Below are 24424 nucleotides of genomic sequence, written 5' to 3'. Positions count from 1 at the left end.
AAAAAATTCTATTTTCTCATTATATTTAAAAATCAGTTCTCAAACAATGATTATAATAAATTAATCAATTTCATTGATATTAAACTTGTTATTATTACTACTATCCAAGTCACTAAACCTAATAAAATCGGCTTTGCACCAGCCTGTTTAAACTGTTTGAAATCTACATTTAATCCTATACCTGCCATTGCCATCGTTATTAAGAATAATGATATTTGTTGGAATATATGAATAACTGTAGGTGAAAAATTAAAAATTGTACTAATCAGTGAAGCTACAACAAACCAAACAATAAACCATGGAAATATTTGTTTAACCGATGTGCCTGTTTGTTTTGATTTTTCTTTAAGTATCGTTCTATATGTAAAAAATAATACTACTGGAATAATCATTAATGTACGTGTCAGTTTTACGATAGCACCAGTTTCTAAAGCCTTACTTCCGTAATTAGATGTGGCAGCAATAACACTAGATGTATCGTTAATTGCCGTACCCCCAAAATAGCCAAAAGCAGTTTGGCCCATGTTCATTAAATGACCAAGTGGTGGGAATATAAAAACTGCTATTAAATTGAATAAAAATATAGTTGAAATTGCGAAAGCTACTTCATTTTCTTTAGCTTTGATGACTGGGCTTGTAGCAGCAATTGCAGAGCCACCACAGATAGAAGTACCGACACCAATCAAAATACTAAGATTTTCATTAATTTTAAATATTTTCATCAATATAAACACGATTATAAATGCTGCTAATAAAGTTATGATTATAATTGGTAAAGATTTCCAACCAATTGAACCAATAGATTGAAAACTCAATGTAAAACCAAGAACAATAATACTATAATGCAATATTTTTTTACTACTAAATTGGATACCGGCACGATATTTTTTTGGGATTTCAATAAAATTATTTAAAAGAATACCTATAACAATTGCAAATATTGCACTTCCTATTATTGGAAATTTACTTCCCATAATCGTTGCAATAAGTGCAATAATAAATGTCATCAGTATACCTCGAGATTTCGACATTTAGCCCACCTCCAATTTAAATTCTATTTTACCATAAATAATTTATCGCTAAAGAATATTTTATAATCTTTTAATTATAATCACTAATATCCATTCCGTTAAAAATAAATTTGATTTAGTTAATGACGCAAATGATTTTTTACATATAAAAAAAGTACCTTTTACTTCAAAAGTAAAGATACTAAATTTATTGACTATTGAACCATCGTCAATGCACCCAAAATTGGCATTAAATTAATGAGTACACCACCAAGTTTTAATAATCCATTTATTTCTTTGTTAGGTATCGTAATTAATGCAGCAATGATACCAATTGCACCAATGATAACTGGTAAGAAAAATGAAGGAAAAATAGGTATTTTTAAAAATATTCCCGCACCAGCTAATAAACCGCAAATTAATGATACATATAAATACTTATACATTTTGAAACACTCCGTTTTTTTATCTATAAATAACTTATAATTAATTCATAATTCCCTTCAAAAATTGTATCTAAATCGTCTGAAGTTAGTATGAAATTTTGACCTTGTGTTACATCATAAATGTCACCATCAACAATGACTTGTCCAGAACCTTTTAATACGGAAACTAAAACAAATTCTCTAGGTTTCATATAATTTAATGTACCAGATATTTCCCACTTAACCATTGTAAAAAAATCATTTGAAACAAGTTGGATACGTTTATGATTTTCAACAATTTCGGTGTATGTTGCTATATTAATATTTTCTTGAGTAACTTCGATGACTTCTTTCGCTTTTGCTTGATTCAATCCTCTGCGATCATGTGCTGCCTCTTCTCTATCAAAATCATAAACTCTATATGTGACATCAGAAGATTGCATTGTTTCATACACAAGTACACCAGCCCCTATAGAATGAATCGTGCCTGCTGGTATAAAATAAAATTCACCTGGTTTGACTTTAACTTTATTAAATAAATTTTCATAGTCTGTTTCATCGATTTGATCAACTGCAGTATCTTTACAATCTACGTTCACACCATATATGATTTCTGCGCCCTCTTCAGCATCTATAATATACCAACATTCTGACTTACCATATTGTCCGTTTTCGTTTTCATAAGCGTAGGCGTCATCAGGATGCACATGAATCGATAATGATTCCTTAGCATCTACAATTTTTGTCATTAACGGAAACTCTTGACTCGGAAAATCACCAAACAATTCCCGATGATTTTTCCATACCATATCTAATGTTTGTCCTTTGTATGGTCCATTCAACACTTCACATCTTCCATTTGGGTGTGCTGAAATCCCCCATGCTTCTCCAATATTTTCAGCGGGCAAATCATAACCGAGTGATTTCAACTTTGTGCCACCCCAAATTTTCTCATGTAATACTGGTTTTAAAAATAATGACATTCACCACACCTCCAAACTTAGTTTTTATATTGTTTAATCTGATATATACAATTTAGAAAAAGATAAAATTATACTATTTATATTACATTTTAAAATTAATTTTACAGAACTATTGAAATTGTATCACATATCTTAATGCTTTATAAACTGTCACTTCAACGTTTGGTCATATTCAAATCATTAATTATTATATCAATACGTTTAATAGACGTATAGTTAAATTAATGCTACCCCATTCCATTCAACTAAATTTGACAATAAAATTATTCAATTGTCATAAATTTTTTAAAATAAAGACTTGCCTTCGCAACATTTTTAACATTATAATGACACTAGAGTCTTCAAAGGACTCATATTCTTTTACATATAAGGTAATAAATTATGATTATTTTGACCAGATGATCACTGTTCAAAATATAAAAATTTGCAAAAAAGCCCAAACTATTGTAGTTTGGGCTTTTTATTCCTTGAAATTTAATTATATGTGCATATACTTTAAGAACTTGGAAAGCATTAAACTAAATTTGAAGATTATAAGTATCTTACGTTCTAAAATCTATTTTTCTTTGAAGTTAGCTAAAATTGTTTCTTTAACTTCTAATAAATGTGTCTCCATGGCTTTAACAGCTTCTACATCATCTTTGTTAGCAATTGCATTATAAATGACTACATGTTCCTCTAATAATTTATTCATTGTTTTTTGTTTACTATAAATAAATATTTTTCTTGTTTCTTTCATAGAATCTTGCATAAGTTCAGATATATTATTAAGTAATTCAACTAACAAAGAATTGTTACCAGCTTTTGCGATTAATAGATGAAATTCTAAATCAGCTCTTTCTCCTGATGTACCATCTGTTATTGCTTCCCCCATTCGATTCAAAGCCTTTTCCAAATCAACTAAGTTCTCTTCTGTACGGTGACATGCAGCCATTTTGACGGTTGCACTTTCAACAATCTCTCGTAACTCTAATAATTCTTTTATCTGAACTAACGAATTAAATTTATCTCCTAATTCAAAAAAAGTCGGTTCAATTTGCTTTACAAATGTTCCATAACCTTGTTTTATTTCCAATACACCTATCGTTCTTAATGCATTTAAAGCTTCTCTTACCGAAGCCACACTCACACCATATTCTTTACTGAGTTTTTGTATAGATGGTATTTTATCTCCAACTTGATAATTTCCAGATTTGATGCTTTCCAATAAAGTATCTGCAACTTGTTCATAAATTTTAGTGTTTGAAATCTTCATAGTTACCTCCAAACGATATCTATTATTGTATCAAATTTTCATCATAAAATTTATTAAAATAATAGATATTTCAATTAAAAATGGACCAAATTACATTAATTTGTAAATTGGCCCACATTTGTAACTATCGATTATTTATTTTTAAAGCTATCTAAAGCTTGTGATATTTCTACATCTCCACTAATAATTTGGAATTCAGTATTTAAATAGTCGTCACTTGTGACAACTTCATTGAGGACTGAAGCAACATCTTCTCGTGGAATTGAACCTCTGCCTTCAAAAAAGGCACCTACTTCAATTTTGTTTGTACCATCATCATTTAATAAAGCACCTGGATGTACAATCGTATAAGGTACTGATGCTTGTTTTAAATATTCATCAGCATAATGTTTGGCAATTGTATATGGTTTCAAATCTCCACTTGCGTCAAATGCTTCTCTTCTAGAATCATATGTTGACACCATCACAAATTGTTTCGCATTATTTACCTCACTTGCTTTAATAGCTTTAACAGCACCATCTAAGTCTACAATAATTGTTTTATCGGCACCTGTACTACCTCCTGAACCAACGGAAAATACTACACGGTCAAAGCCTTTAAATTTTTCAGTTAAAGTTTGAACATCATCTGACTCAACATCAATTAAAGTTGCTTTGATATTCTGTTCTTTCAGTTGTTCAACTTGTGATTCTTTTCTTACTCCAGCGGTAAAATCTACCTCTTTTTCTTTTAACTGTTCTATTAAATGATGACCAACGCCACCATTTGCGCCAATAACTAAAATACTCATATTGGTACCTCCTTATCGAGTTCATATTAAAAGTCTACCACTTTTATAAGAATTTAAAACAAATATGCATTTTCAATTGACATATTGGCACAATAACATTAATATATGAATATATATTAATATCTTCATATGATAGGAGGGTTAAATATATGAATACGCCAATAAATACCGAAACTTTAGAGGATGTAACTGATATTTTTAAAGCGTTAAGTGAGAGGAATCGTATACGCATCATGCATTTATTATCACAAAATTCTAGCAGTGTAGGTCATATTGCGCATACTTTAAATATGGGGCAATCTAATGTGTCGCATCAGTTACGCATATTAAAACAAGCCCACCTAGTCAAATCTAACCGCGAAGGCCAATCAATGATATATTCAATTGATGATACACATGTGACTGATTTATTGAAACAAGCAATTCATCATGCAAATCATAAACTATAATGAAAGGTGTGAACTTATATGTCACAACATCACGAACACAATCACACACACAACCATACACATGGTCATGTACACACCAATAATAAAAAAATCTTACTTATTAGCTTTTTAATTATTGGTATATTTATGATAGTTGAAATCATCGGAGGTTTTTTAGCACATAGCTTAGCATTATTATCAGATGGTTTACACATGTTTAGCGATTCTATTTCATTAGGTGTAGCATTATTAGCTTTTATTTATTCTGAAAAACATGCTACTCAATCTAAGACTTTTGGCTACAAACGCTTCGAAATATTAGCAGCATTATTTAATGGTGTGACATTATTTGTTATCGGCATTTTTATCATCATAGAAGCAATCGATCGTTTCTTTAATCCAATAGCGGTAAAATCTACAGAAATGTTTATCATCAGTGTAATTGGCCTCATTGTTAATATCGTTGTTGCTTCTTTTATGTTTAAAGGTGGAGATACAGATCATAATATAAACATGCGTGGCGCTTTTCTCCATGTAATTGGAGACTTATTAGGTTCTGTCGGAGCAATTGTAGCAGCTATTCTTATTTGGTCATTTAATTGGACTATTGCAGACCCAATTGCAAGCATTATCGTCTCCCTACTTATTATTAAAAGTAGTTGGGGCATAACGAAATCATCTATTAATATTTTGATGGAAGGTACACCAAGTGATGTCGATATGGATGAAATCATTAACGCTATTACAAGTGAAGTGCAAATAAAAAATGTACATGATTGTCATATATGGACTATTTCTAATGAAATAAATGCTTTAAGTTGCCATGCAGTAGTACCTAATGACATGACAATCGAAGAAGGTGAACAACTTTTAAACCAACTTGAACATCGCTTAACACATTTAAATATTCAACATATGACGATACAATTTGAAACAGAATATCATAATCATGACAGCAATACCTTATGTTCAGCAATTTATACAGAAAAATAACGTGAGTTAAAAAAGTAAAAAGTGACTAGATTTTAAAGCTTGAAACAAGCAGTATCATTCAATCTAGTCACTTTTATGATTTTAATCACTATTAAAATATATAACAAATTCGAAACATTTTACACATTATAAAAACTTATCAAATATCAGTTCTTTAGCTGGCACTTGTTTTTCTTTAAAACCTCTTATAAATTCTTCATTATCATAAGGAACTTTAACTCGTTCAAATGAAAATTCATTTTCTTCGATAGTAACAATACCATATACCGCGTATGCGCCGTTATTTAATCCAACAGAACCAGGATTAAAATAAACCTTAGATTTATCATCAAACAAATGAACTGTATGATTATGACCGAAAATAATTAAATCAGCCTCTTTATCTTCAAAAAGTGATTTTATATTTTCTTCAGTAGGTTCAACAATAGGACTAAATGGCTGGCCATCAATCGGCGTATTCAATTTATCGTTTGGAATTTCGTAATGGATGAACATGACTTTTTTATGATTCATTGTTTTTTCAATAACACGAGGTAAAGCATTTAATTTATCGTAATAATCTTCGTCTAAGTGACTTTCAATCCATTGGTGGTGTTCATAAAATTTATCTTTTAAGTCTTCAGGATAAGGCGTATCGTTAACAATTGACATCACCGCTTCATCATGATTACCTGCAATAATTTCCATATCATCTCTTTCGAATATTTCATCAAGAACTTTATTTGTTTCATGGCCTACACCAATATTATCGCCTAAGTTATATATTTTATTTATATCTTTTCTTCTATCAATATCATCCAATACTGTATCTAACGCATCAAAATTGCCATGTACATCAGTAAGAATTGCAAATTTCATGATGATATCTCCTTTCAACATTTTCTCATTTGGTCATTTTAACATTTTATAGCCATTTTGTTACCTATTAATTTTAAAATCTCTAATTTTTTGATAGCATATGCTTATCACTAAAAAGGAGTGCTTAAAATTTGTTTAAATTTCATAAACTAGCATTACAAAATGCAAAACCGCAAAATGCTAAAATTTTACTATTCACAATTGTAAGTTTTATCATATTGTTTGCTTTGACTGTACTAACTTTTATACCAGTTCAACCAGCAATATATAAATTTTTAATGTCAATGGCAATGCAACAACCTATTGGAAGTGCATTAATTACATTGATACTAGCAATATTAATTCCATTAGTGGTTTTTATATTTGCAGGATATCAACTTATTGCTGGAACTATATACACTATAGACAATGCAATTAATAAAGACAAGGTTAAATTCAAAGATTTATTTTCAATATTTAAAAAGGGTAAATATGCTAAATCATTAAAATTATCTTTAATCACATTATTAAGTATTATTATTATATTATTACTTAATCTTTTAATAAGTAAGCTATTGCAATTAGGAATTGTACAATTATTCACTGCATTACAAGGACCGTTAAGCAGTTCTGATCATGCACTTGGATTGTCATTAACATTCCAAATTATTGCAGCTACTTTACAAGTATTTATATTGTCATTTGTCTATTGGTTCTTTACAATCCTAATCATCAACTTTACACTAGCCTTTGTTAAAGAACCTAATAGAGGTGCTTGGTCTTCTGTAAAACATGGCTTTAAAGCTATTAAAAACGGAAATAAAACTTGGTTTAAATTTTATCTAGGTATATTAATATTAAATTTACTTGTTATAATCTTAGCAAATCCGGTGAGTCAGTTAGTTTCAATTAGTACCGGTGGTATTTCACAAACATTAGCTATGACTATTATCTATATTGTGTCAGTAATTGTTATAATAATTAGATTGATTGTTTATTACACAAACTTATTAGCAATTATTCAATACTACAATAAAAATGGCGAGAACATTGATAAATCAGAAGTCAAAAAATCAAAAGCTTCTAAGCAATCTGATCAAACATCTAAAGTAACTAATAGTGTTAATCACACAACTGAGAAATCTACTGATAAAGTTAATCAAAATACCGATCAGTTAACAGATAACACAAAAGAAAAAACTACAGACATCAAAGATCAAATGAATAATAAAGATAAATAATATATTGGAATATAAATTGCAAAAGGACTAATCCGCAATAAGTGGATTAGTCCTTTTTAAATTGTAATTATGATACTACTTAATTTTTTATGCTTATACTCAAACGATTTTCTTATCGTTACAGAATGTAATTAGTAAATTTTCAGTATCAAAAAAGACACTTCATCTCATTTAATAACCATTATTAACCGAGAGAAGTGTCTTTTTAATCAATTCATCTATGCATACAGATTATAATAAATGCTTTTTCAAGTATAATGCAGCACCATTTTCTTCATTTGTGAATGAAGTGACATCATCTGCTAAAGCTTGAATTTCTGGTCGAGCATTCTTCATCGCCACAGTATAATTGCCAAACGCAAACATCGCTCTGTCGTTATCACTGTCACCAATGACTAACGTTTCTTCTTGTTTAATGCCAAAGTAGTCTATCATTTCTTTAATTCCAGTTCCCTTATCAATGCCAAAAGCCATTGTTTCTGCGTTAAAGCGCGATGAATTAGATACACTGATTTGAAGTGTCGTTTGGTCATCGATTAACTGGTTTCGAAATTGAGTAATCTTATCATAATCTGGCGAAAATAAATAAATTTTTGAAAATGACGTGTCAGGGATACTTGTTTTCCAACTTACTTTTTCAACGATAGATTCTCTTCTGGATGTCCATTCACTGTATCCTACGTTTTCAGGTGGTGTTGATTGTTTAAACATTGCTTCTGCCCACGCTTGATCTTCATTAAGAATAATTCGATTACCGTCAAAAGGAAAAACTTCATAATAAATTGCTTGTGCTTTTGCTCTTTTCACAATTTCATTTACCGTATCAAATGTTAAACTATGTTTAAAAATAGTTTCATTGTGAACGACACCATTAGTACCGTTAGAACTAATAATACCATCCACTTTAAAATTTTCTGGTACAAGGTAATGAATCTCATCATGTGCTCTACCAGTAGCTAAAAATACTTTATAACCATGATTTCTTAATGTTTGAATAATCTCTGTCGTTTCTTTATCTACACGATTATCTTTATGTAAAATTGTACCATCCATATCTAAAAATATTGCTTTAACATTTTTCATGTAATTAAAATCCTCCATCATATGTTATCATATTAAATTATGGCACTTTATCTATGTTTCTGCAATGTCTCCATCTTTTAAAAACAATGTGTATCGCCCATTGTTACATGCTATGTTGACATTTCTTTTAAAGAAATGGCTCAATGTTGTACTATTAAGAATTTCAGATATTTGACCTTGTTTAAAAGGTTGCCCATTTTTCAATAAAAACCCATAATCAATATCTTGTGTAATTTCTTCTACAAAATGCGTTACATAAATCACTGCTAATTTAGGATTTTGCTTATACAATTGTGTCAGCGCACTTAATAAATCTTCTCTTGCAATAAAATCTAAACCTGAAGCTGGTTCATCTAAAATTAAAAGTTTAGGGTTCCCCATCAACGCTCTTGCTATCAACACTTTTTGACGTTCTCCAGTAGAAAGATAACCATAATATTGATTTTCAAATTGAGCGATTCCCATTTGTTTTAAATATTGTTTAGCCAAATCTATGTATTGTTGTTGTACATCTTGAAACAGACCGATTGACTTAAATATCCCACTAATTACAACATCTATAACAATTTCACCATCCTGAAATCGATCCATTAAACTACTAGATACAAATCCAATTTGTTGGCGTACATTTTCAGCAGAATACCCTTTTTTACCAGGCTCCATACCAAATAAAGTCATTTCACCAGATGTGTTTGGCTCATATGCATTTAAAATATTTAATAGTGTAGTCTTACCTGCGCCATTTAAACCATAAAGCATCCATTTTTCTCCCTCATTGATTTGCCAACTCACTCCTTGAACAATTTCTTTTCCATCTTTTCTTCTTGCTATATTGTTCAAATCAATTAGCATATATATCCCCCTTTTTAAAATTGTCATTTATTTTTGATTTTGTCTAAATATCTTTTCCAATGTCTTCCCTTTAGCCAATTCATCAACCATTTTGTCTAAATATCTAATTTCTTTCATTACTGAGTCTTCCATATTTTCAACACGAATACCACATATAACACCAGTCACTTTAGTTCTATGTGGATTTAACCTTGGTGCTTGTTGAATAAATGCTTCATAGTCTGTGCCATCTTCAATCATTTTATCTATTTGCGACTGACTATAGTCAGTCATCCATTTAATGACAGTATCTACCTCATTTTTTGTTCTACCTTTTTTTTCGACTATTTTCACTAAATGAGGATAAACATCGCCAAAAGCCATGGTATAAATTTTAGGTTTTGCCATTATTTTATAAGACCTTTCTTTATTTATAAAATGTAAGCTTGTACATAGCATATTAAATTTTTTATATTTTTGAAAATATTTCACTTTTACTATACGTTAAAAAATATCATAAACGTTATCATTTTTTAACTTCGAGCAATCGTTTCATCGCGTCGTATTCTTTGACTGATAAATCAACTAATATGTCAGAAGCTTGCTTTAAATATGCTCTATCTTGAGTTTCTCCCGCACATTTAATTAACTTTATCACCTCTTCCCACATAATAACTATTTCAGAGAATAAGTGATATGATTGTTCTAAAGCACTATCTTTGATTAATAATTGAGCTTCTTCAAGAAAGGAAAGATACATTTTTCTAAACAATGCCCCTCCAGTCCCACCATTTTCCATTAAATTAGCAGTCAGTAATAAATCATATTGAATGTTTGAACTTCTTTCAAACCATGTTTGTATTTTGTCGCTTGTTTTCTTTATCCCTTTATATCCTATATTTTTAATAGGAGGATTTAAATAATCTTGAGCATTATTATGTATAGCATTTAATATGACTGTTTTCATATCTGGTAAGGGATGGTCTTGTTTTATTGTATAAGAGAGATTTTTAGATGACATAGGCCCTTTAGCATTTCTTGCTTGCGCTAAGTGTTCTAATTTTGTTTTAACAATGTTGCCTTGTTGTTTTGTATCAATCAAATAGGCATAAGCATCATCATAATCATACATAGCTACATAGTGCCCTGCAAAATGCACTTTATCCGAAAAATAATCTAAATAATAACTGTCTAATTTCAAACCAACTGGGTGACCATCATCAAGTGTCTTTTTGACATTTTGCCAAGCCTTTTTTATGGATGTGGTTTCTTCTAATAAAATTTCTAAATTCAAATTTTTTACGATATTATTTGTTAAATAATCTGGTTTAATACGGCCGCCAAGAAATGGGAAATCCATATTTTTCATATCCCAATAAATATATCCAAGTCCTTCTCCGATACCAAATAACATCGGTTCAGATAACTCTATACCAATATGTTTTAATAATGTGCCAGTCGCTGTAGTTTCACAATGGGCGCCATTTAAATAATTAAGTTCACTATCCATATATTGTATTCTCCTTCTATGTATCATTTCATTCTCATTGGATGCATCATCTCAATTGTTCAACATAACTTCATTAAACTATAAAATTTCCACAAATAAAAGCTGAGACATCAAAATGTCTCAGCTCAATCTTATATATTAATTTATTCTACTGTTACAGATTTAGCTAAGTTACGTGGTTTATCCACATCTAAATCTCTGTGTAGTGCAGCATAATATGAAATTAACTGCATTGCTACAACAGCAACTAATGGTGTTAATAACTCATGGACATGAGGGATAACATATGTGTCACCATCTTTATTTAATCCATCCATAGAAATTATACAAGGGTTTGCACCACGTGCTGCCACTTCTTTCACATTACCACGAATTGAAAGGTTTACATTTTCTTGTGTTGCTAAAGCAATCACTGGCGTACCCTCTTCAATAAGTGCGATTGTACCGTGTTTAAGTTCGCCACCTGCAAAACCTTCTGCTTGAATATAAGAAATTTCTTTAAGCTTCAATGCGCCCTCTAAACTAACATTATAGTCAATTGTACGACCAATAAAGAATGCGTTTCTTGTTGTTTCTAAGAAATCTGTAGCAATTTGTTTCATTACATCTGCATCATCCACAATTGTTTCAATAGCAGTAGTCACTTTTGCAAGTTCGCGTAGTAACTCAACATCGGCTTCTTTACCGTGTTCTTTCGCTACAATTTGTGACAAAATTGAAAGTACTGCAATTTGTGCTGTATATGCTTTTGTAGATGCAACTGCTATTTCAGGACCAGCATGTAATAATAAAGTATGATCCGCTTCACGTGATAATGTAGAACCAGGCACGTTTGTAATTGTTAATGATTTATGCCCTAGTTTTTTAGTTTCTACTAATACAGCACGACTATCCGCTGTTTCACCTGATTGTGAAATATAAATAAATAATGGTTTTTCTGAAAGCAATGGCATATTATATACAAATTCTGAAGCAACATGCACTTCTGTAGGAACGCCTGCCCATTTTTCCAAATATTCTTTACCAACTAAACCTGCATGATAACTTGTACCTGCCGCAATGATATAAATTCTGTCTGCATCGGCTACATCTTTTATAATATCTGCATCCATTTTTAAATTGCCATCAGCATCTTGATATTCTTGAATAATACGACGCATTACTGCAGGTTGTTCATGAATTTCTTTCAACATGTAATGATCATAAACACCTTTTTCAGCATCAGCAGCATCAATTTGTGCAGTATAAGCTTCTCTATCTTGTACTTTACCTTCTTGGTCTTTAATAATTACTTCGTCACGTTTAACAATGACAATTTCATGATCATGAATTTCTTTGTATTGGTTTGTAACTTGTAACATTGCAAGCGCATCTGAAGCGATAACATTAAAATCATCACCTACACCAATCAATAACGGTGATTTGTTTTTTGCAACATACATAGTGTCACGATCATGACTATCAATAAGGCCTAATGCGTAAGAACCTTCTAATAACGATACCACTTTTGTAAATGCTGCTTCTGTAGAAAGTCCAGTATTTGAGAAATATTCAACTAATTGAACAATAACTTCTGTATCCGTTTCAGATAAAAATTTTACATCTGATAAATATTCATTTTTTAACTCTTCATAATTTTCGATTACACCATTATGAACTAAAGTAAAACGTTCAGTTGCGGATTGGTGTGGATGTGAATTTTCATAATTTGGTACACCATGTGTTGCCCAACGCGTGTGACCAATACCTACATTTCCATCTATATCTTTACTATCTGCTACTTTTCTTAGCTCCGCAATACGTCCTTTTGATTTAAATACATTTGTGCCATCATCGTTAACAACAGCAACACCAGCAGAATCGTATCCTCTATATTCTAATTTTTCTAATCCTTTTAATAATAATTCTTTGGCATTATCATGCCCGATATATCCAACTATTCCACACATATACATACTCCTCCAATTTAATGGTGAAGGGTATTGAACGTTCGGCGTACAGGAACCTGTTCAATATATGAGGCCGATTTAAATAAATTTCTTAATATTCATTTTATCGTAAGAAATTTTAAAAAAAGGCACAGAAATCCCATTCACCTTTAATCTTAATTTTTATTTAATTTGGCTATCTTATTAACTTTGTGCACCAGGTTGCCCTAATGTTTTCCTTAATAAGTTTACGAATGAGCCACATCCGGGATAGCATCCGCCGATGGTTCGATAACTATCCTCCTCGTCTACAAGCTTTGATTTCATATCTATTAAGATTTCTGTTTTAAATCTTAAATGCTAAATATTTAACCTTTTCACTTGCACAGGCGCTTTAATTGATATATTTATGTCAAGCTGTCCTCCTTTCCTTCAATACCACTAATTGTACAATGCTTTTGCAACCAAATGCAAATTTTTTATTAACTACATCCTTAAAATAATTGTAAAATTGTTTTATTATTTAATATTCAAAACTTTCCATATATTAATAGTCATAAACTTGTCAAAAACACTGTGACAAATTTGAGATTACTATTTGTTGTTTATTTATGTAAACACACCTACAATAATAGTTAAATACAGAGAAAAAGAGGTGCAAATTATGTCACAAACAGATGCTCAAGATAATAAAGGGATTGGTCGTAAAGTTCAAGCTTTTGGTTCGTTTTTAAGTAGCATGATTATGCCTAATATTGGTGCATTCATTGCTTGGGGCTTTATTGCGGCAATATTTATAGACGGCGGTTGGTGGCCAAATAAAGATTTAGGTGAATTGGCTGGACCAATGATTACTTATTTAATACCATTATTGATTGCTTATAGTGGTGGTCGTTTAATTCACGAGATGCGTGGCGGTATTATTGCTGCTGTAGCAACAATGGGTGTGATTGTAGCATTACCAGAAACACCGATGTTACTAGGCGCAATGATTATGGGACCACTTGTTGGTTGGTTAATGAAAAAAACTGATGAATTCATTCAACCAAGAACCCCACAAGGTTTCGAAATGTTATTCAATAATTTCTCCGCTGGTATTTTAGGTTTTATAATGACAATCATAGGTTTTAAAATATTAGCACCAATTATGGAATTTATCATGCATATTTTATCCGTTGCTGTTGAAGCATTGGTACATGCGCATCTACTTCCATTGGTAAGTATTATTGTAGAACCTGCTAAAATTGTATTTTTAAACAATGCTATTAACCACGGTGTATTTACACCACTGGGTGCAGATCAAGCTGCATCTGCGGGACAATCTATTTTATACACAATTGAATCAAACCCTGGTCCAGGTTTAGGTGTATTAGTTGCTTATATGATTTTTGGTAAAGGCACAGCTAAAGCTACTTCATATGGTGCTGGGATTATCCACTTCTTAGGTGGTATACATGAAATTTACTTCCCTTATGTATTAATGAGACCGTTATTGTTCGTCGCAGTAATACTAGGTGGTATGACTGGTGTTGCTACTTATTCATTATTAGACTTTGGATTCAAGAGTCCAGCTTCACCTGGTTCATTTATCGTATATATGTTAAACGCACCTAAAGGTGAGTTCTTACACATGATTATAGGCGTATTATTAGCAGCAATCGTATCATTTATTGTTTCATCAATTATTTTAAAATTCACAAAAGAAACAGAAGAAGATTTAGAAGCTGCAACAGAGAAAATGGAAGCATCAAAAGGTAAAAAATCAAGTGTATCTTCTAAGTTAACAGGGAATAGTGATGATAACACTTCAACAACTGCTACTGATGCAACTGACAAAAATAGCGATAGTCAAACAGAAGATGATTTACTAGATAACTATGATACTGAGAATGTAGATGCACATGACTACAGTAAAGTAAGTCACGTTATCTTCGCTTGTGATGCAGGCATGGGATCAAGTGCTATGGGCGCAAGTATGTTACGTAACAAATTCAAAAAAGCTAGCATACAAGACGTTGAAGTAACAAATACAGCGATTAACCAATTACCTAGCGATGCTCAACTTGTCATTACTCAGAAAAAATTAACAGACAGAGCAATCAAACAAGTTCCAAATGCAATTCATATTTCAGTAGAGAATTTCTTAAATTCCCCTAGATATGATGAATTACTAGAAAACCTTAAAAAAGAAGAAAACTAATCACTCACTAAAAAGATATAAATTGGAGGGTATGGCTATGTTTTTGAGTACACGTGAAAAAGAAATTATCGAAATGTTAATTAAGTATCACGGTCAATATGTCACTATTTACGACATTGCTCAACATTTAGCTGTATCCTCTCGTACTATTCATAGAGAATTGAAGTCTATTGAACCCTTTTTAGCAAGTTTTAATATTGAGTTGGAACGCGTTACGAAAAAAGGATTACAGTTATCTGGTAATTCATCTGCGGTACATTCATTAAAAAATGAATTAATTCAACAAGTCACGATTGATCTGTCTCAAGAAGAACAAAAAGTAATTATTTTATATGCACTTATCCAAGCTAAAGAACCAATCAAACAATACAGTTTAGCACATGAAATTGGTGTTTCTACTCAAACACTAGCTAAATTACTAGATGAATTAGATGATGAACTAGACCAGTATCAATTAACACTTCAAAAAAAACGTGGTGAAGGTATCCACCTTTATGGTGCTGAATCAAAAAAAAGAGAATTATTAAGCCAATTAATGGTAAATAATTTAAATAGTACGAGCGTTTACTCTGTAATAGAAAATCACTTTGTGTATCAATCCATTAATCAATCCCAGTTACCAATGGTTGATTTAGATAAAATTTTCCAAGTTGAGAGAATTCTTATGGATCATTTGGGACAACTGCCCTATTCTCTTACAGAATCAAGCTATTTAACCTTAACAGTACACATTGTACTCAGCATTGATCGAATGCTTAAAGGCGAATATGTAGCTTTAAATGACGATATTTATAACAGTGTCAAAGACACCTTTGAACACCAAGTGGCTTCAGCTTTAGCATTACATTTAGAGCACATCTACGGTGTTCAGTTCAACCAAGCGGAAGTAACCTTCATCACGATTCATTTACGCGGAGCCAAACGCAAAGAAACTACTGAAGTATTTAAGAATAACAAAGATGATCAACGCATCGAAAAACTTATTCATATGGTTTCAGAGGTTTCCCAGCAAACATTTAAAGACTGGAGAACACTCAGTGAGGGGTTAAAGCTGCATATTATACCAGCAATCAATCGATTAAATGCTAATATTGAAACCTATAATCCTTTAACTGAAATGATTAAACATAAATATCCACGGCTATTTGAAAGTGTGCATCAGGGGTTAATAAAAACGTGGCCGAATTTTAAATTTCCCGAAAGTGAAATTGCGTTTATCGTATTACATTTCGGCGGTGCAATTCAAAAACAAGCGACACCTTTTTATAATGTACTTGTCGTTTGTAGTAGCGGCATAGGTACAAGCCGTTTACTCGCTACTCGGTTACAACAAACATTTAGTGAAATTCAACAAACAGCACAAGCGTCTGTGGGTGATCTTAATTCCATTGATATTCAACAATATGATGCAATTATTTCAACGGTTAATTTAGATATAAGCTTACCTTACCTCACAGTTAATCCATTGTTACCAGATGCAGATATCAATCATGTAGCTGCTTTTCTAAACATGCAACAAGACAAACCACAAACACAAATATTTGATGGCACTGGTACAACTTTTGCAAATCCTGAATATCAATTAGAATATATCCGTAAAGGACTAGAAGTCATTGATTCAATTTATCTTGATTATGCACATACTCAAGATTGGATTACGTATTTAACTGAACAATTATTTAAACATCAAATTATTGAAGATAAGCAGTCATTCGCTGAACTTATTAAGCAACGCATGGATGAACAAGGTTTTGTTTTAGACCCTTATCCCATTGCTATGCCACACTTAAAAAGTGATTTAATTAAGAAGCCATTTATCTTAGTCACTATTTTAGAAAAGCCACTTATGCTTAATAGTAATCAAAATGACAAAGTTTCTGTAACATATTTATTAAATATGTTCATACCTCCAGATGATATCATGGCACAATTTATTAGTGAATTATCTGGAAAAATTGGTGAGTATCTCGATGATATCGACCAATTTATGAAACAACCGGAACAATTAACAGATTTACTTAAACAAAGTTATCTGAAAGTATTACAAAATCAATTAAACATGGAGTGAATGATATGAGTGAATTATTTAGTAATGACAATATTTTTATTAATCAAACAGTGAAAGATCAAAACGAAGCAATTGAAAAAGCAGGACAAGCACTTGTATCAAGTGGTGCAGTTACAGAAGACTATATTCAAGCTATGAAAGATCGCGAGCAAGTTGTAACAACATTTATGGGAAATGGATTAGCTATTCCCCACGGTACAGATGAAGCTAAAACAAGTGTTTTAAAATCAGGCTTAACTTTAATTCAAATTCCTGAAGGTGTTGATTGGGATGGTGAAGAAGTTAAAGTTGTTGTTGGTATCGCAGGTAAAGATGGTGAGCATCTAGATTTATTATCAAAAATTGCCATCACATTTAGTGAAGAAGAAAATGTTGAACGCATTATCAATGCTTCATCAGCTGAAGAAATTAAGCAAGTATTCGAGGAGGCTGACGCATAATGAAAGCATTACATTTTGGTGCAGGTAACATTGGTCGTGGTTTTATTGGTTATATTTTAGCTGATAATGATATTAAAGTTACATTTGCAGATGTCAATGCTGAAATTATTGATGCTTTAGATTCTAAACAAGAATATGACGTCATATTAGCAGACGAAGCAAACACAACAACTCGCGTACACAATGTAGACGCAATCAATTCAGGGCAACCTTCTGCTAAATTAAAAGAAGCCGTATTAGAAGCAGATTTAATTACTACTGCAGTCGGTGTCAATATTTTACCGATTATTGCTAAAACGTTTGCGCCTTATTTAAAAGAAAAAGAAACACCAGTAAATATTGTTGCTTGTGAAAATGCCATTATGGCCACGAATACATTGAAAGAGGCAATTCTAGATATCACTGGACCATTAGATGAACATATTCATTTTGTTAACTCAGCAGTTGATAGAATTGTCCCTCTGCAAACAAACGAAAATATTCTAGATGTTATCGTGGAACCTTTCTATGAATGGGTTGTAGAAAAAGATGCATGGTATGGTCCAGAATTAAACCATATTAAATACGTATCAAATTTAACACCATATATTGAAAGAAAATTATTGACGGTAAACACCGGCCATGCTTACTTAGCTTATGCTGGTAGATATAATAATCAACCGACGATCTTAGATGCAATTAATGATAAAATGATCAAACATGATCTAGAAGAAGTCTTGAAAGAAACAAGTCAGTACATTACCAACCAATTTGATTTTTCAACAACTGAACAAGCACAATATGTTGATAAAATTATTGAACGCTTTAAAAATCCGCATCTTTCAGATGAAGTGACTCGTGTAGGTCGAGGTACGATCCGTAAAATCGGACCGCAAGACAGAATTATTAAACCATTAAATTATCTTTATCAAAATAATTTGAAACATCAGGCGTTAATTAAGGCAGCTGCATTACTGTTAAAATATGATGACACGAATGATCAAGAAACAGTAGAAAAAAACAATTATATTAATGAATATGGTGTTGAAACATTCTTAAAAGATTACGCTAAAATTGATGATCAATTAGCATCTGAAATTAGCAAAGAATACAACATCTTATAGTATTAAATGATTAAAAGATAATATATTTAGTTACAGTATTGAACAACATAATATTTTTAAGCCAAAGGCTAATCCGTTTAAATACGGATTAGTCTTTTTTATGGTTAATCTTTTATAGCTTAGACTGTGCTTGTCAGAGATAAGTTATGATTGTAACTCAATCTTGTAGTTTTTTTATATAGTATTCTACTAAGCATACAACTCCTTTATTTTATATGAATTTAAAATATAATTTTATGAACTATCCTATGTTTTTGATACATTACTAATAAAAAAACTGTCAATACATGTACTAACGCTACCATTAGTACTTGTATTGACAGTTTATAATAAATAAAAAGCTTATTCATTTAGACCCATTTTGTCTTTAACTACATCAGCAATTGTTTGAGCATATCGTTGCGCTGCTTCATCAGTTGCTGCTTCAACCATAACTCTTACTAAAGGTTCTGTTCCTGAAGGTCTAACTAAAATACGTCCTTCTCCGTTCATATCAACTTCTACTCTAGTCATGACTTCCTGAACATCTACATTTTCTTCCACGCGATATTTATCAGTCACACGTACATTGACTAAAGATTGAGGATATTTTTTCATTTGTTTTGCAAGTTGACTTAAGCTTTTACCAGTCATTTTAATAATGCTTGCTAAATGCACGCCTGTTAATAAACCATCACCAGTAGTGTTATAATCCATTAACACGATATGACCAGATTGTTCTCCACCTAAATTATAATTACCTCTACGCATTTCTTCAACTACGTAACGATCTCCAACTTTTGTTTTATTAGATTGAATGCCTTCATCTTCTAAGGCTTTGTAGAACCCTAGATTACTCATGACTGTTGAGACTATCATATTATTATTTAATTCTTGATTCTTGCTCATTGCTTGACCAATGATGAACATAATTTGATCTCCGTCTACGATGTCCCCATTTTCATCAACGGCAATTAATCTATCGCCATCGCCATCAAAAGCTAAACCAAAGTCGCATTCTTCCTCAACTACTTTTTCAGACAGCGTTTCTGGATGTGTTGATCCTACATTATCATTAATATTATAACCATTAGGATTACAACCAACTGTAACTGTATCGGCCTCTAAATCTCCAAATAAAAACGGTGCTAGTGATGAAGTAGAACCATGGGCGCCATCTAAAGCGATTTTCATGCCATCTAAGTTAACATCAATAGTAGATTTTAAATAACTTATGTACTTCTGTGCACCTTCAAAATAATCAGAATAATGCACGATGTCATCCCCTACTGGACGTGGTAATTCTGGGTTTTCTTGATCTAATAATTGTTCAATTTCTCTTTCTTGATCGTCAGAAAGTTTGAAACCATCAGAACCAAAAAATTTAATACCATTATCTGGAACAGGATTGTGAGACGCAGAAATCATAACACCTAGTTCAGCTTCCATCTCTTTAGTTAAATAAGCTACGCCAGGTGTTGATATAACGCCTAAACGCATCACTTCTGCACCGATTGAAATCAATCCAGCAATTAATGCAGATTCAAGCATTTCACCAGAAACACGAGTATCTCTACCAACGAGTACTTTAGGGTGCTTTTCACCTTCATTATGGGCTAATACGTAACCCCCAAAACGCCCTAATTTAAACGCAAGTTCTGGCGTTAATTCTTTATTTGCAACGCCCCTTACGCCGTCTGTACCAAAATATTTTGCCATGATTTATATCTCCTTTATAAAAAACTATTTAATATTAATTTTTGCTGTTGTTTCTTTTGGATTAATTTTTGAAACGTCATCTGGTAATTTAAATTCTACATTTTTTTCAGTTGATTCTGTAACACCATCTAAATCGATTTCTGCAGTAATTTCGTCAATATCTTGAATGTCGTTTCTATTACCGAAAATTTCCACTTCTTTTTCATCTAATTTTATATCATCTATTTCGTTACCTTTAGGTAAAGCACCTATTGCTTTAGTTTTAACTTTTACTTTCTTGCTATAATCTTCTACTTTTACACTCAAATTAACTTCATTCGGTTCAATTAATACTTTAATTTTATTAAGGTTTCTGTCAAAAGCAGTGATACGTGCAATATCCGTAGTATCTTTGCTAATTTTATCTTTATCCTTAAACGTAGCTTTTAAATATGCAATTTTATCAATTTGTTTGCTACCACCAGTCACTTTAACTGTTTCAGGTGATACACTTTGATCACTAACTTTATAATTAGCATTTAAATCGTTATCACTCACGTCAGGTTCTACCTTAAGTTTTTTAGTAACTTTTTCTTCAAGATTAACTGTTGTTTCTTTTGGCTTAACTGTATAATCAATGTTTTTATTTAAACCATTGACTTTGAATTGTGTGGTATGCTTTCCAGCTTTCTCACCACTCAGATCAAGTACTGCCTTAATATTTTCACCGTTTTCAGCTTTTAATACTTGAGATTGTGGGCCAGATATTTCAATATCTACCTTACTCGGCACATCGCTAGCATATAACGATTTACTATCATAATTAACTTGCACTGGTACATCTTGAAGTGTTTCCGTAGATTTTTGTCCTAATTGGTCAGCATTAAAGATATTACCAAACATGTTATTGACAGATAAGAAAAATACTAGTGCTAAAACTAATGCTATTAATCTTAAGCCCCATTTACTTTCTAACATATTAATTCACACCTTTCTCTTGAAAGTGTGTGCCAAACCAATGTTCAGCCAATAATTCTTCAAATGCTTCATTTGATATATCTTTTCTCAATTTTCCATCAAATGTGACTGAAATAGATCCAGTTTCTTCAGATACTACTACTGTAAATGCATCTGAAACTTCTGAAATACCTACAGCTGCTCTATGTCTTGTTCCTAAACTTTTAGCTATTTTAGCACTGTCTGATAGTGGCAAATAACTGGCAGCACTTGCAATTTTGTTCGCTTGAATGATCATAGCACCATCATGTAAAGGTGTATTAGGTATAAACACATTAGTCAATAATTCTTGAGAAATTTCAGAATTCATTGCTATACCTGTTTCAATATAATCTTGTAATCCTGTTTCTTTTTCAAATACGATTAATGCACCAATACGACGTTTAGCCATATACTGTACTGCCTTAGAAACAGACGAAATAAGTTTGTCCTCATCACTATTCAAACTTGTGGAATAGCGTTTAAATAGACTTCCTCTACCCAGTTGTTCTAAAGCGCGTCTAATCTCCGGTTGAAATATAACAATTAAAGCTAAAACACCCCATTGTATTACTAAATCAAACAAACGAGATGTCGCTGTTAAATTTAACATTTTACTCACTTGTTGGCCGATTACAATTACAACAATACCTTTCAGTAATTGAATCGCTTTTGTACCTTTAAATACTGTAATGAGAAGATAAAGTACATACCATACAATGAGCAAATCGAGTACACTAGCAATTATTTTGACTGTACTCCAATCATCAAAAAAGTTGGATAAATCCATAACATCTCCTCCGGTTATCTGTTCCCATGATATATATTATACCAATCATAACACTAACTGTCATATTAAGTATTAAATTTTTATCATAAAATTAAAAGGAATATAAAAAGGAATAATATGGAAATAATGGCATATTATTCCTTGTTTTTTATAATAATGTTTCACCAAAGAAACTACCTACTAAAGAAACTGCCTGTTCTGCTGTGTGATTATTCATATCTATCAATGGATTGACTTCTACTAAATCCATTGAAGTGATTAAATTTGACTTATGTAATAATTCAAGTGCAAAATGACTTTCCCTATATGTTAAGCCTCCCAGCACTCGTGTACCAGTTCCTGGTGTTTCAGCTGGATCTAAAGCATCTACATCTAATGATAAATGAATGCCATCTGTTTTAGATTTCAAATAATCTAAAGTTTGTTCCATCACTTGTTTAATGCCTAGTTTATCAATATCTGCCATTGTATATGTTTTAATATTATTTTCTTTAATGTATTGACGTTCTCCCTTATCTAAATCTCTCATGCCTATAAGCACGATATTTTCTGGTTTAACTTTAGGTGCAAAATTAGAGATATTCACTAAACGTGAATCACCTTCTCCGGCTAATACCCGTAGTGGCATTCCATGTATATTACCAGAAGGTGATTCCTCAGGTATATTTAAATCACCGTGAGCATCATACCAAATGATACCTAAATTCTCATAGTGTTTACTGATACCCGAAATAGAGCCTATTGCTATGGAATGGTCTCCACCTAAAATAAGTGGAAAATTGCCATTATCAACACTTTGCCCTACTGTTTCACTAAGTTGATTAGATACCTCTACTATTTCATCTAAATTACGTAAGCCTTTTTGAACTGAGTTAAACTTCTCTAAACGCATTGCAGGAACATTAATGTTACCTGAATCTTTAACATCAATTCCAATATTTTGTATTCGTTCTACAATACCTGCATATCGAATTGCATCTGGACCAAAATCTACCCCTAATTTTTTTTGGCCATAAGTCGAAGGTGCACCAATAATCTCTACTAATTTATCCATAAAAAAACCCCTTTGTTTGCGTTTGATATTAGGATAATCTAAAGTGATATGACTTTCAAGTTAATACAAGCGCCCTCAATTGTAAGATTTTAAGCAAATTACATAAAGAAACAAAAAAACGATTTTTAATTCAAAATAACTAAATATAGCAATGTAATTTTATAGTTTTAAACAAAAAAATGTATATACTAAATATCAAAAAATTTTTCATTTATAAAAAAACAAAAAAGCATTCCCAAAGGAATGCTTAAAAAGTGAGCCATAGAGGATTCGAACCTCTGACCCTCTGATTAAAAGTCAGATGCTCTACCAACTGAGCTAATGGCTCTAATGGCTGGGCTAGCTGGATTCGAACCAGCGCGTGACGGAGTCAAAGTCCGTTGCCTTACCGCTTGGCTATAGCCCATTAATGGTGGAGGGGGGCAGATTCGAACTGCCGAACCCGAAGGAGCGGATTTACAGTCCGCCGCGTTTAGCCACTTCGCTACCCCTCCGCATTATTAAATTAGCAATGGTGGAGGATGACGGGTTCGAACCGCCGACCCCCTGCTTGTAAGGCAGATGCTCTCCCAGCTGAGCTAATCCTCCAATATGTATAAAATGACCCCGACGGGACTCGAACCCGTGTTACCGCCGTGAAAGGGCGGTGTCTTAACCGCTTGACCACGGGGCCATATGGCTCCACAGGTAGGACTCGAACCTACGACCGATCGGTTAACAGCCGATAGCTCTACCACTGAGCTACTGTGGAATAATGAAATATTGCCTGGCAACGTCCTAC

General features: G+C 32.0%; 22 protein-coding genes and 6 tRNA genes. 7 read left to right on the top strand and 21 right to left on the bottom strand.

Annotated elements, in window-relative coordinates:
* Nucleotides 1–50 precede the first annotated feature (50 nt).
* The 5 genes from KA926_RS11915 to KA926_RS11895 all read right to left on the bottom strand — a co-directional run bounded on the left by KA926_RS11915 (nucleotide 51) and on the right by KA926_RS11895 (nucleotide 4464).
* On the bottom strand, nucleotides 51–1031 hold the full coding sequence (locus KA926_RS11915; RefSeq protein WP_107385905.1) for a YeiH family protein: 981 nt from the start codon (nucleotides 1029–1031) through the stop codon (nucleotides 51–53).
* A 194-nt stretch (nucleotides 1032–1225) separates the two neighbouring features.
* Complete coding sequence (locus KA926_RS11910; protein WP_019467689.1) at nucleotides 1226–1456, bottom strand: hypothetical protein; 231 nt, start codon at nucleotides 1454–1456, stop codon at nucleotides 1226–1228.
* Nucleotides 1457–1479: 23 nt separating this feature from the next.
* The gene (gene manA, locus KA926_RS11905) at nucleotides 1480–2418 is read right to left on the bottom strand and encodes a mannose-6-phosphate isomerase, class I (RefSeq protein ID WP_210144517.1); all 939 of its coding nucleotides are present in this window, start codon (nucleotides 2416–2418) and stop codon (nucleotides 1480–1482) included.
* A 556-nt stretch (nucleotides 2419–2974) separates the two neighbouring features.
* Nucleotides 2975–3673 (bottom strand): FadR/GntR family transcriptional regulator, encoded by a 699-nt coding sequence (locus KA926_RS11900; RefSeq protein WP_107384888.1) that lies wholly within the window; start codon nucleotides 3671–3673, stop codon nucleotides 2975–2977.
* Nucleotides 3674–3804: 131 nt separating this feature from the next.
* Nucleotides 3805–4464, bottom strand: coding sequence for an SDR family oxidoreductase (locus KA926_RS11895; RefSeq protein ID WP_107384889.1), 660 nt, complete (start codon nucleotides 4462–4464; stop codon nucleotides 3805–3807).
* A gap of 149 nt (nucleotides 4465–4613) precedes the next feature.
* Here KA926_RS11895 and KA926_RS11890 point away from each other — a divergent pair, with 149 nt between their 5' ends.
* On the top strand, nucleotides 4614–4913 hold the full coding sequence (locus KA926_RS11890; protein ID WP_119536043.1) for an ArsR/SmtB family transcription factor: 300 nt from the start codon (nucleotides 4614–4616) through the stop codon (nucleotides 4911–4913).
* A gap of 18 nt (nucleotides 4914–4931) precedes the next feature.
* Complete coding sequence (gene czrB / locus KA926_RS11885; protein WP_119536042.1) at nucleotides 4932–5885, top strand: CDF family zinc efflux transporter CzrB; 954 nt, start codon at nucleotides 4932–4934, stop codon at nucleotides 5883–5885.
* Nucleotides 5886–6011: 126 nt separating this feature from the next.
* On the opposite strand, the gene KA926_RS11880 is transcribed toward czrB, so the two are convergent.
* Nucleotides 6012–6743: a metallophosphoesterase family protein gene (locus KA926_RS11880; RefSeq protein WP_107384892.1), complete on the bottom strand. Its 732-nt coding sequence runs from the start codon at nucleotides 6741–6743 to the stop codon at nucleotides 6012–6014.
* 131 nt (nucleotides 6744–6874) lie between these two features.
* Between KA926_RS11880 and KA926_RS11875 the strand changes: the two genes are divergently transcribed.
* A complete protein-coding gene (locus KA926_RS11875) occupies nucleotides 6875–7963 on the top strand; it encodes a hypothetical protein (protein ID WP_210144514.1) in 1089 nt (362 codons plus the stop codon).
* A gap of 231 nt (nucleotides 7964–8194) precedes the next feature.
* Here KA926_RS11875 and KA926_RS11870 read toward each other — a convergent pair whose 3' ends face one another.
* The 5 genes from KA926_RS11870 to glmS all read right to left on the bottom strand — a co-directional run bounded on the left by KA926_RS11870 (nucleotide 8195) and on the right by glmS (nucleotide 13336).
* On the bottom strand, nucleotides 8195–9046 hold the full coding sequence (locus KA926_RS11870) for an HAD family hydrolase (protein ID WP_107384894.1): 852 nt from the start codon (nucleotides 9044–9046) through the stop codon (nucleotides 8195–8197).
* 51 nt (nucleotides 9047–9097) lie between these two features.
* On the bottom strand, nucleotides 9098–9898 hold the full coding sequence (locus tag KA926_RS11865) for an ABC transporter ATP-binding protein (RefSeq protein ID WP_119535853.1): 801 nt from the start codon (nucleotides 9896–9898) through the stop codon (nucleotides 9098–9100).
* 27 nt (nucleotides 9899–9925) lie between these two features.
* Nucleotides 9926–10285 (bottom strand): DUF2200 domain-containing protein, encoded by a 360-nt coding sequence (locus KA926_RS11860; protein ID WP_119535852.1) that lies wholly within the window; start codon nucleotides 10283–10285, stop codon nucleotides 9926–9928.
* A gap of 118 nt (nucleotides 10286–10403) precedes the next feature.
* On the bottom strand, nucleotides 10404–11387 hold the full coding sequence (locus tag KA926_RS11855; RefSeq protein WP_107505199.1) for a BtrH N-terminal domain-containing protein: 984 nt from the start codon (nucleotides 11385–11387) through the stop codon (nucleotides 10404–10406).
* A 143-nt stretch (nucleotides 11388–11530) separates the two neighbouring features.
* A complete protein-coding gene (gene glmS, locus KA926_RS11850; protein WP_107384898.1) occupies nucleotides 11531–13336 on the bottom strand; it encodes a glutamine--fructose-6-phosphate transaminase (isomerizing) in 1806 nt (601 codons plus the stop codon).
* 643 nt (nucleotides 13337–13979) lie between these two features.
* On the opposite strand from glmS, the gene KA926_RS11845 reads away from it, so the two are divergent.
* The 4 genes from KA926_RS11845 to KA926_RS11830 are packed head-to-tail and all read left to right on the top strand — an operon-like array spanning nucleotide 13980 to nucleotide 19126.
* The gene (locus tag KA926_RS11845; protein WP_107384899.1) at nucleotides 13980–15515 is read left to right on the top strand and encodes a PTS mannitol transporter subunit IIBC; all 1536 of its coding nucleotides are present in this window, start codon (nucleotides 13980–13982) and stop codon (nucleotides 15513–15515) included.
* 37 nt (nucleotides 15516–15552) lie between these two features.
* Nucleotides 15553–17583, top strand: coding sequence for a BglG family transcription antiterminator (locus KA926_RS11840; protein WP_107505200.1), 2031 nt, complete (start codon nucleotides 15553–15555; stop codon nucleotides 17581–17583).
* Between the two features lie 5 nt (nucleotides 17584–17588).
* Complete coding sequence (locus KA926_RS11835; RefSeq protein ID WP_107384901.1) at nucleotides 17589–18023, top strand: PTS mannitol transporter subunit IIA; 435 nt, start codon at nucleotides 17589–17591, stop codon at nucleotides 18021–18023.
* Nucleotides 18023–19126, top strand: coding sequence for a mannitol-1-phosphate 5-dehydrogenase (locus KA926_RS11830; RefSeq protein WP_119535851.1), 1104 nt, complete (start codon nucleotides 18023–18025; stop codon nucleotides 19124–19126). Before KA926_RS11835 ends, KA926_RS11830 begins: the two co-directional genes overlap by 1 nt.
* Before the next feature lie 342 nt (nucleotides 19127–19468).
* Here the strand turns inward: KA926_RS11830 and glmM are convergent, their stop codons facing one another.
* The 10 genes from glmM to KA926_RS11780 form a co-directional block, all read right to left on the bottom strand.
* Nucleotides 19469–20824, bottom strand: coding sequence for a phosphoglucosamine mutase (glmM, locus tag KA926_RS11825; RefSeq protein WP_107523443.1), 1356 nt, complete (start codon nucleotides 20822–20824; stop codon nucleotides 19469–19471).
* A gap of 24 nt (nucleotides 20825–20848) precedes the next feature.
* Nucleotides 20849–21781 (bottom strand): CdaR family protein, encoded by a 933-nt coding sequence (locus KA926_RS11820; protein ID WP_210144512.1) that lies wholly within the window; start codon nucleotides 21779–21781, stop codon nucleotides 20849–20851.
* A 1-nt stretch (nucleotide 21782) separates the two neighbouring features.
* Nucleotides 21783–22589, bottom strand: coding sequence for a diadenylate cyclase CdaA (cdaA, locus tag KA926_RS11815; RefSeq protein ID WP_019467737.1), 807 nt, complete (start codon nucleotides 22587–22589; stop codon nucleotides 21783–21785).
* A 148-nt stretch (nucleotides 22590–22737) separates the two neighbouring features.
* A complete protein-coding gene (gene rocF / locus KA926_RS11810; protein ID WP_119535850.1) occupies nucleotides 22738–23643 on the bottom strand; it encodes an arginase in 906 nt (301 codons plus the stop codon).
* A 255-nt stretch (nucleotides 23644–23898) separates the two neighbouring features.
* Nucleotides 23899–23971, bottom strand: a tRNA-Lys gene (locus KA926_RS11805).
* A 3-nt stretch (nucleotides 23972–23974) separates the two neighbouring features.
* Nucleotides 23975–24049, bottom strand: a tRNA-Gln gene (locus KA926_RS11800).
* A gap of 4 nt (nucleotides 24050–24053) precedes the next feature.
* Nucleotides 24054–24137, bottom strand: a tRNA-Tyr gene (locus KA926_RS11795).
* Between the two features lie 18 nt (nucleotides 24138–24155).
* Nucleotides 24156–24231 (bottom strand) — tRNA-Val (locus KA926_RS11790).
* A gap of 13 nt (nucleotides 24232–24244) precedes the next feature.
* Nucleotides 24245–24316: transfer RNA gene (locus KA926_RS11785), tRNA-Glu, on the bottom strand.
* A gap of 3 nt (nucleotides 24317–24319) precedes the next feature.
* Nucleotides 24320–24394, bottom strand: a tRNA-Asn gene (locus tag KA926_RS11780).
* Nucleotides 24395–24424: the final 30 nt, after the last annotated feature.

It is taken from the genome of Staphylococcus sp. GDY8P94P (assembly GCF_017892255.1).
GTDB classification, from domain to species: domain Bacteria; phylum Bacillota; class Bacilli; order Staphylococcales; family Staphylococcaceae; genus Staphylococcus; species Staphylococcus cohnii.
Note: the sequence above shows the minus strand (reverse complement) of the source record. Positions and strands in the feature narration are given on the sequence as shown.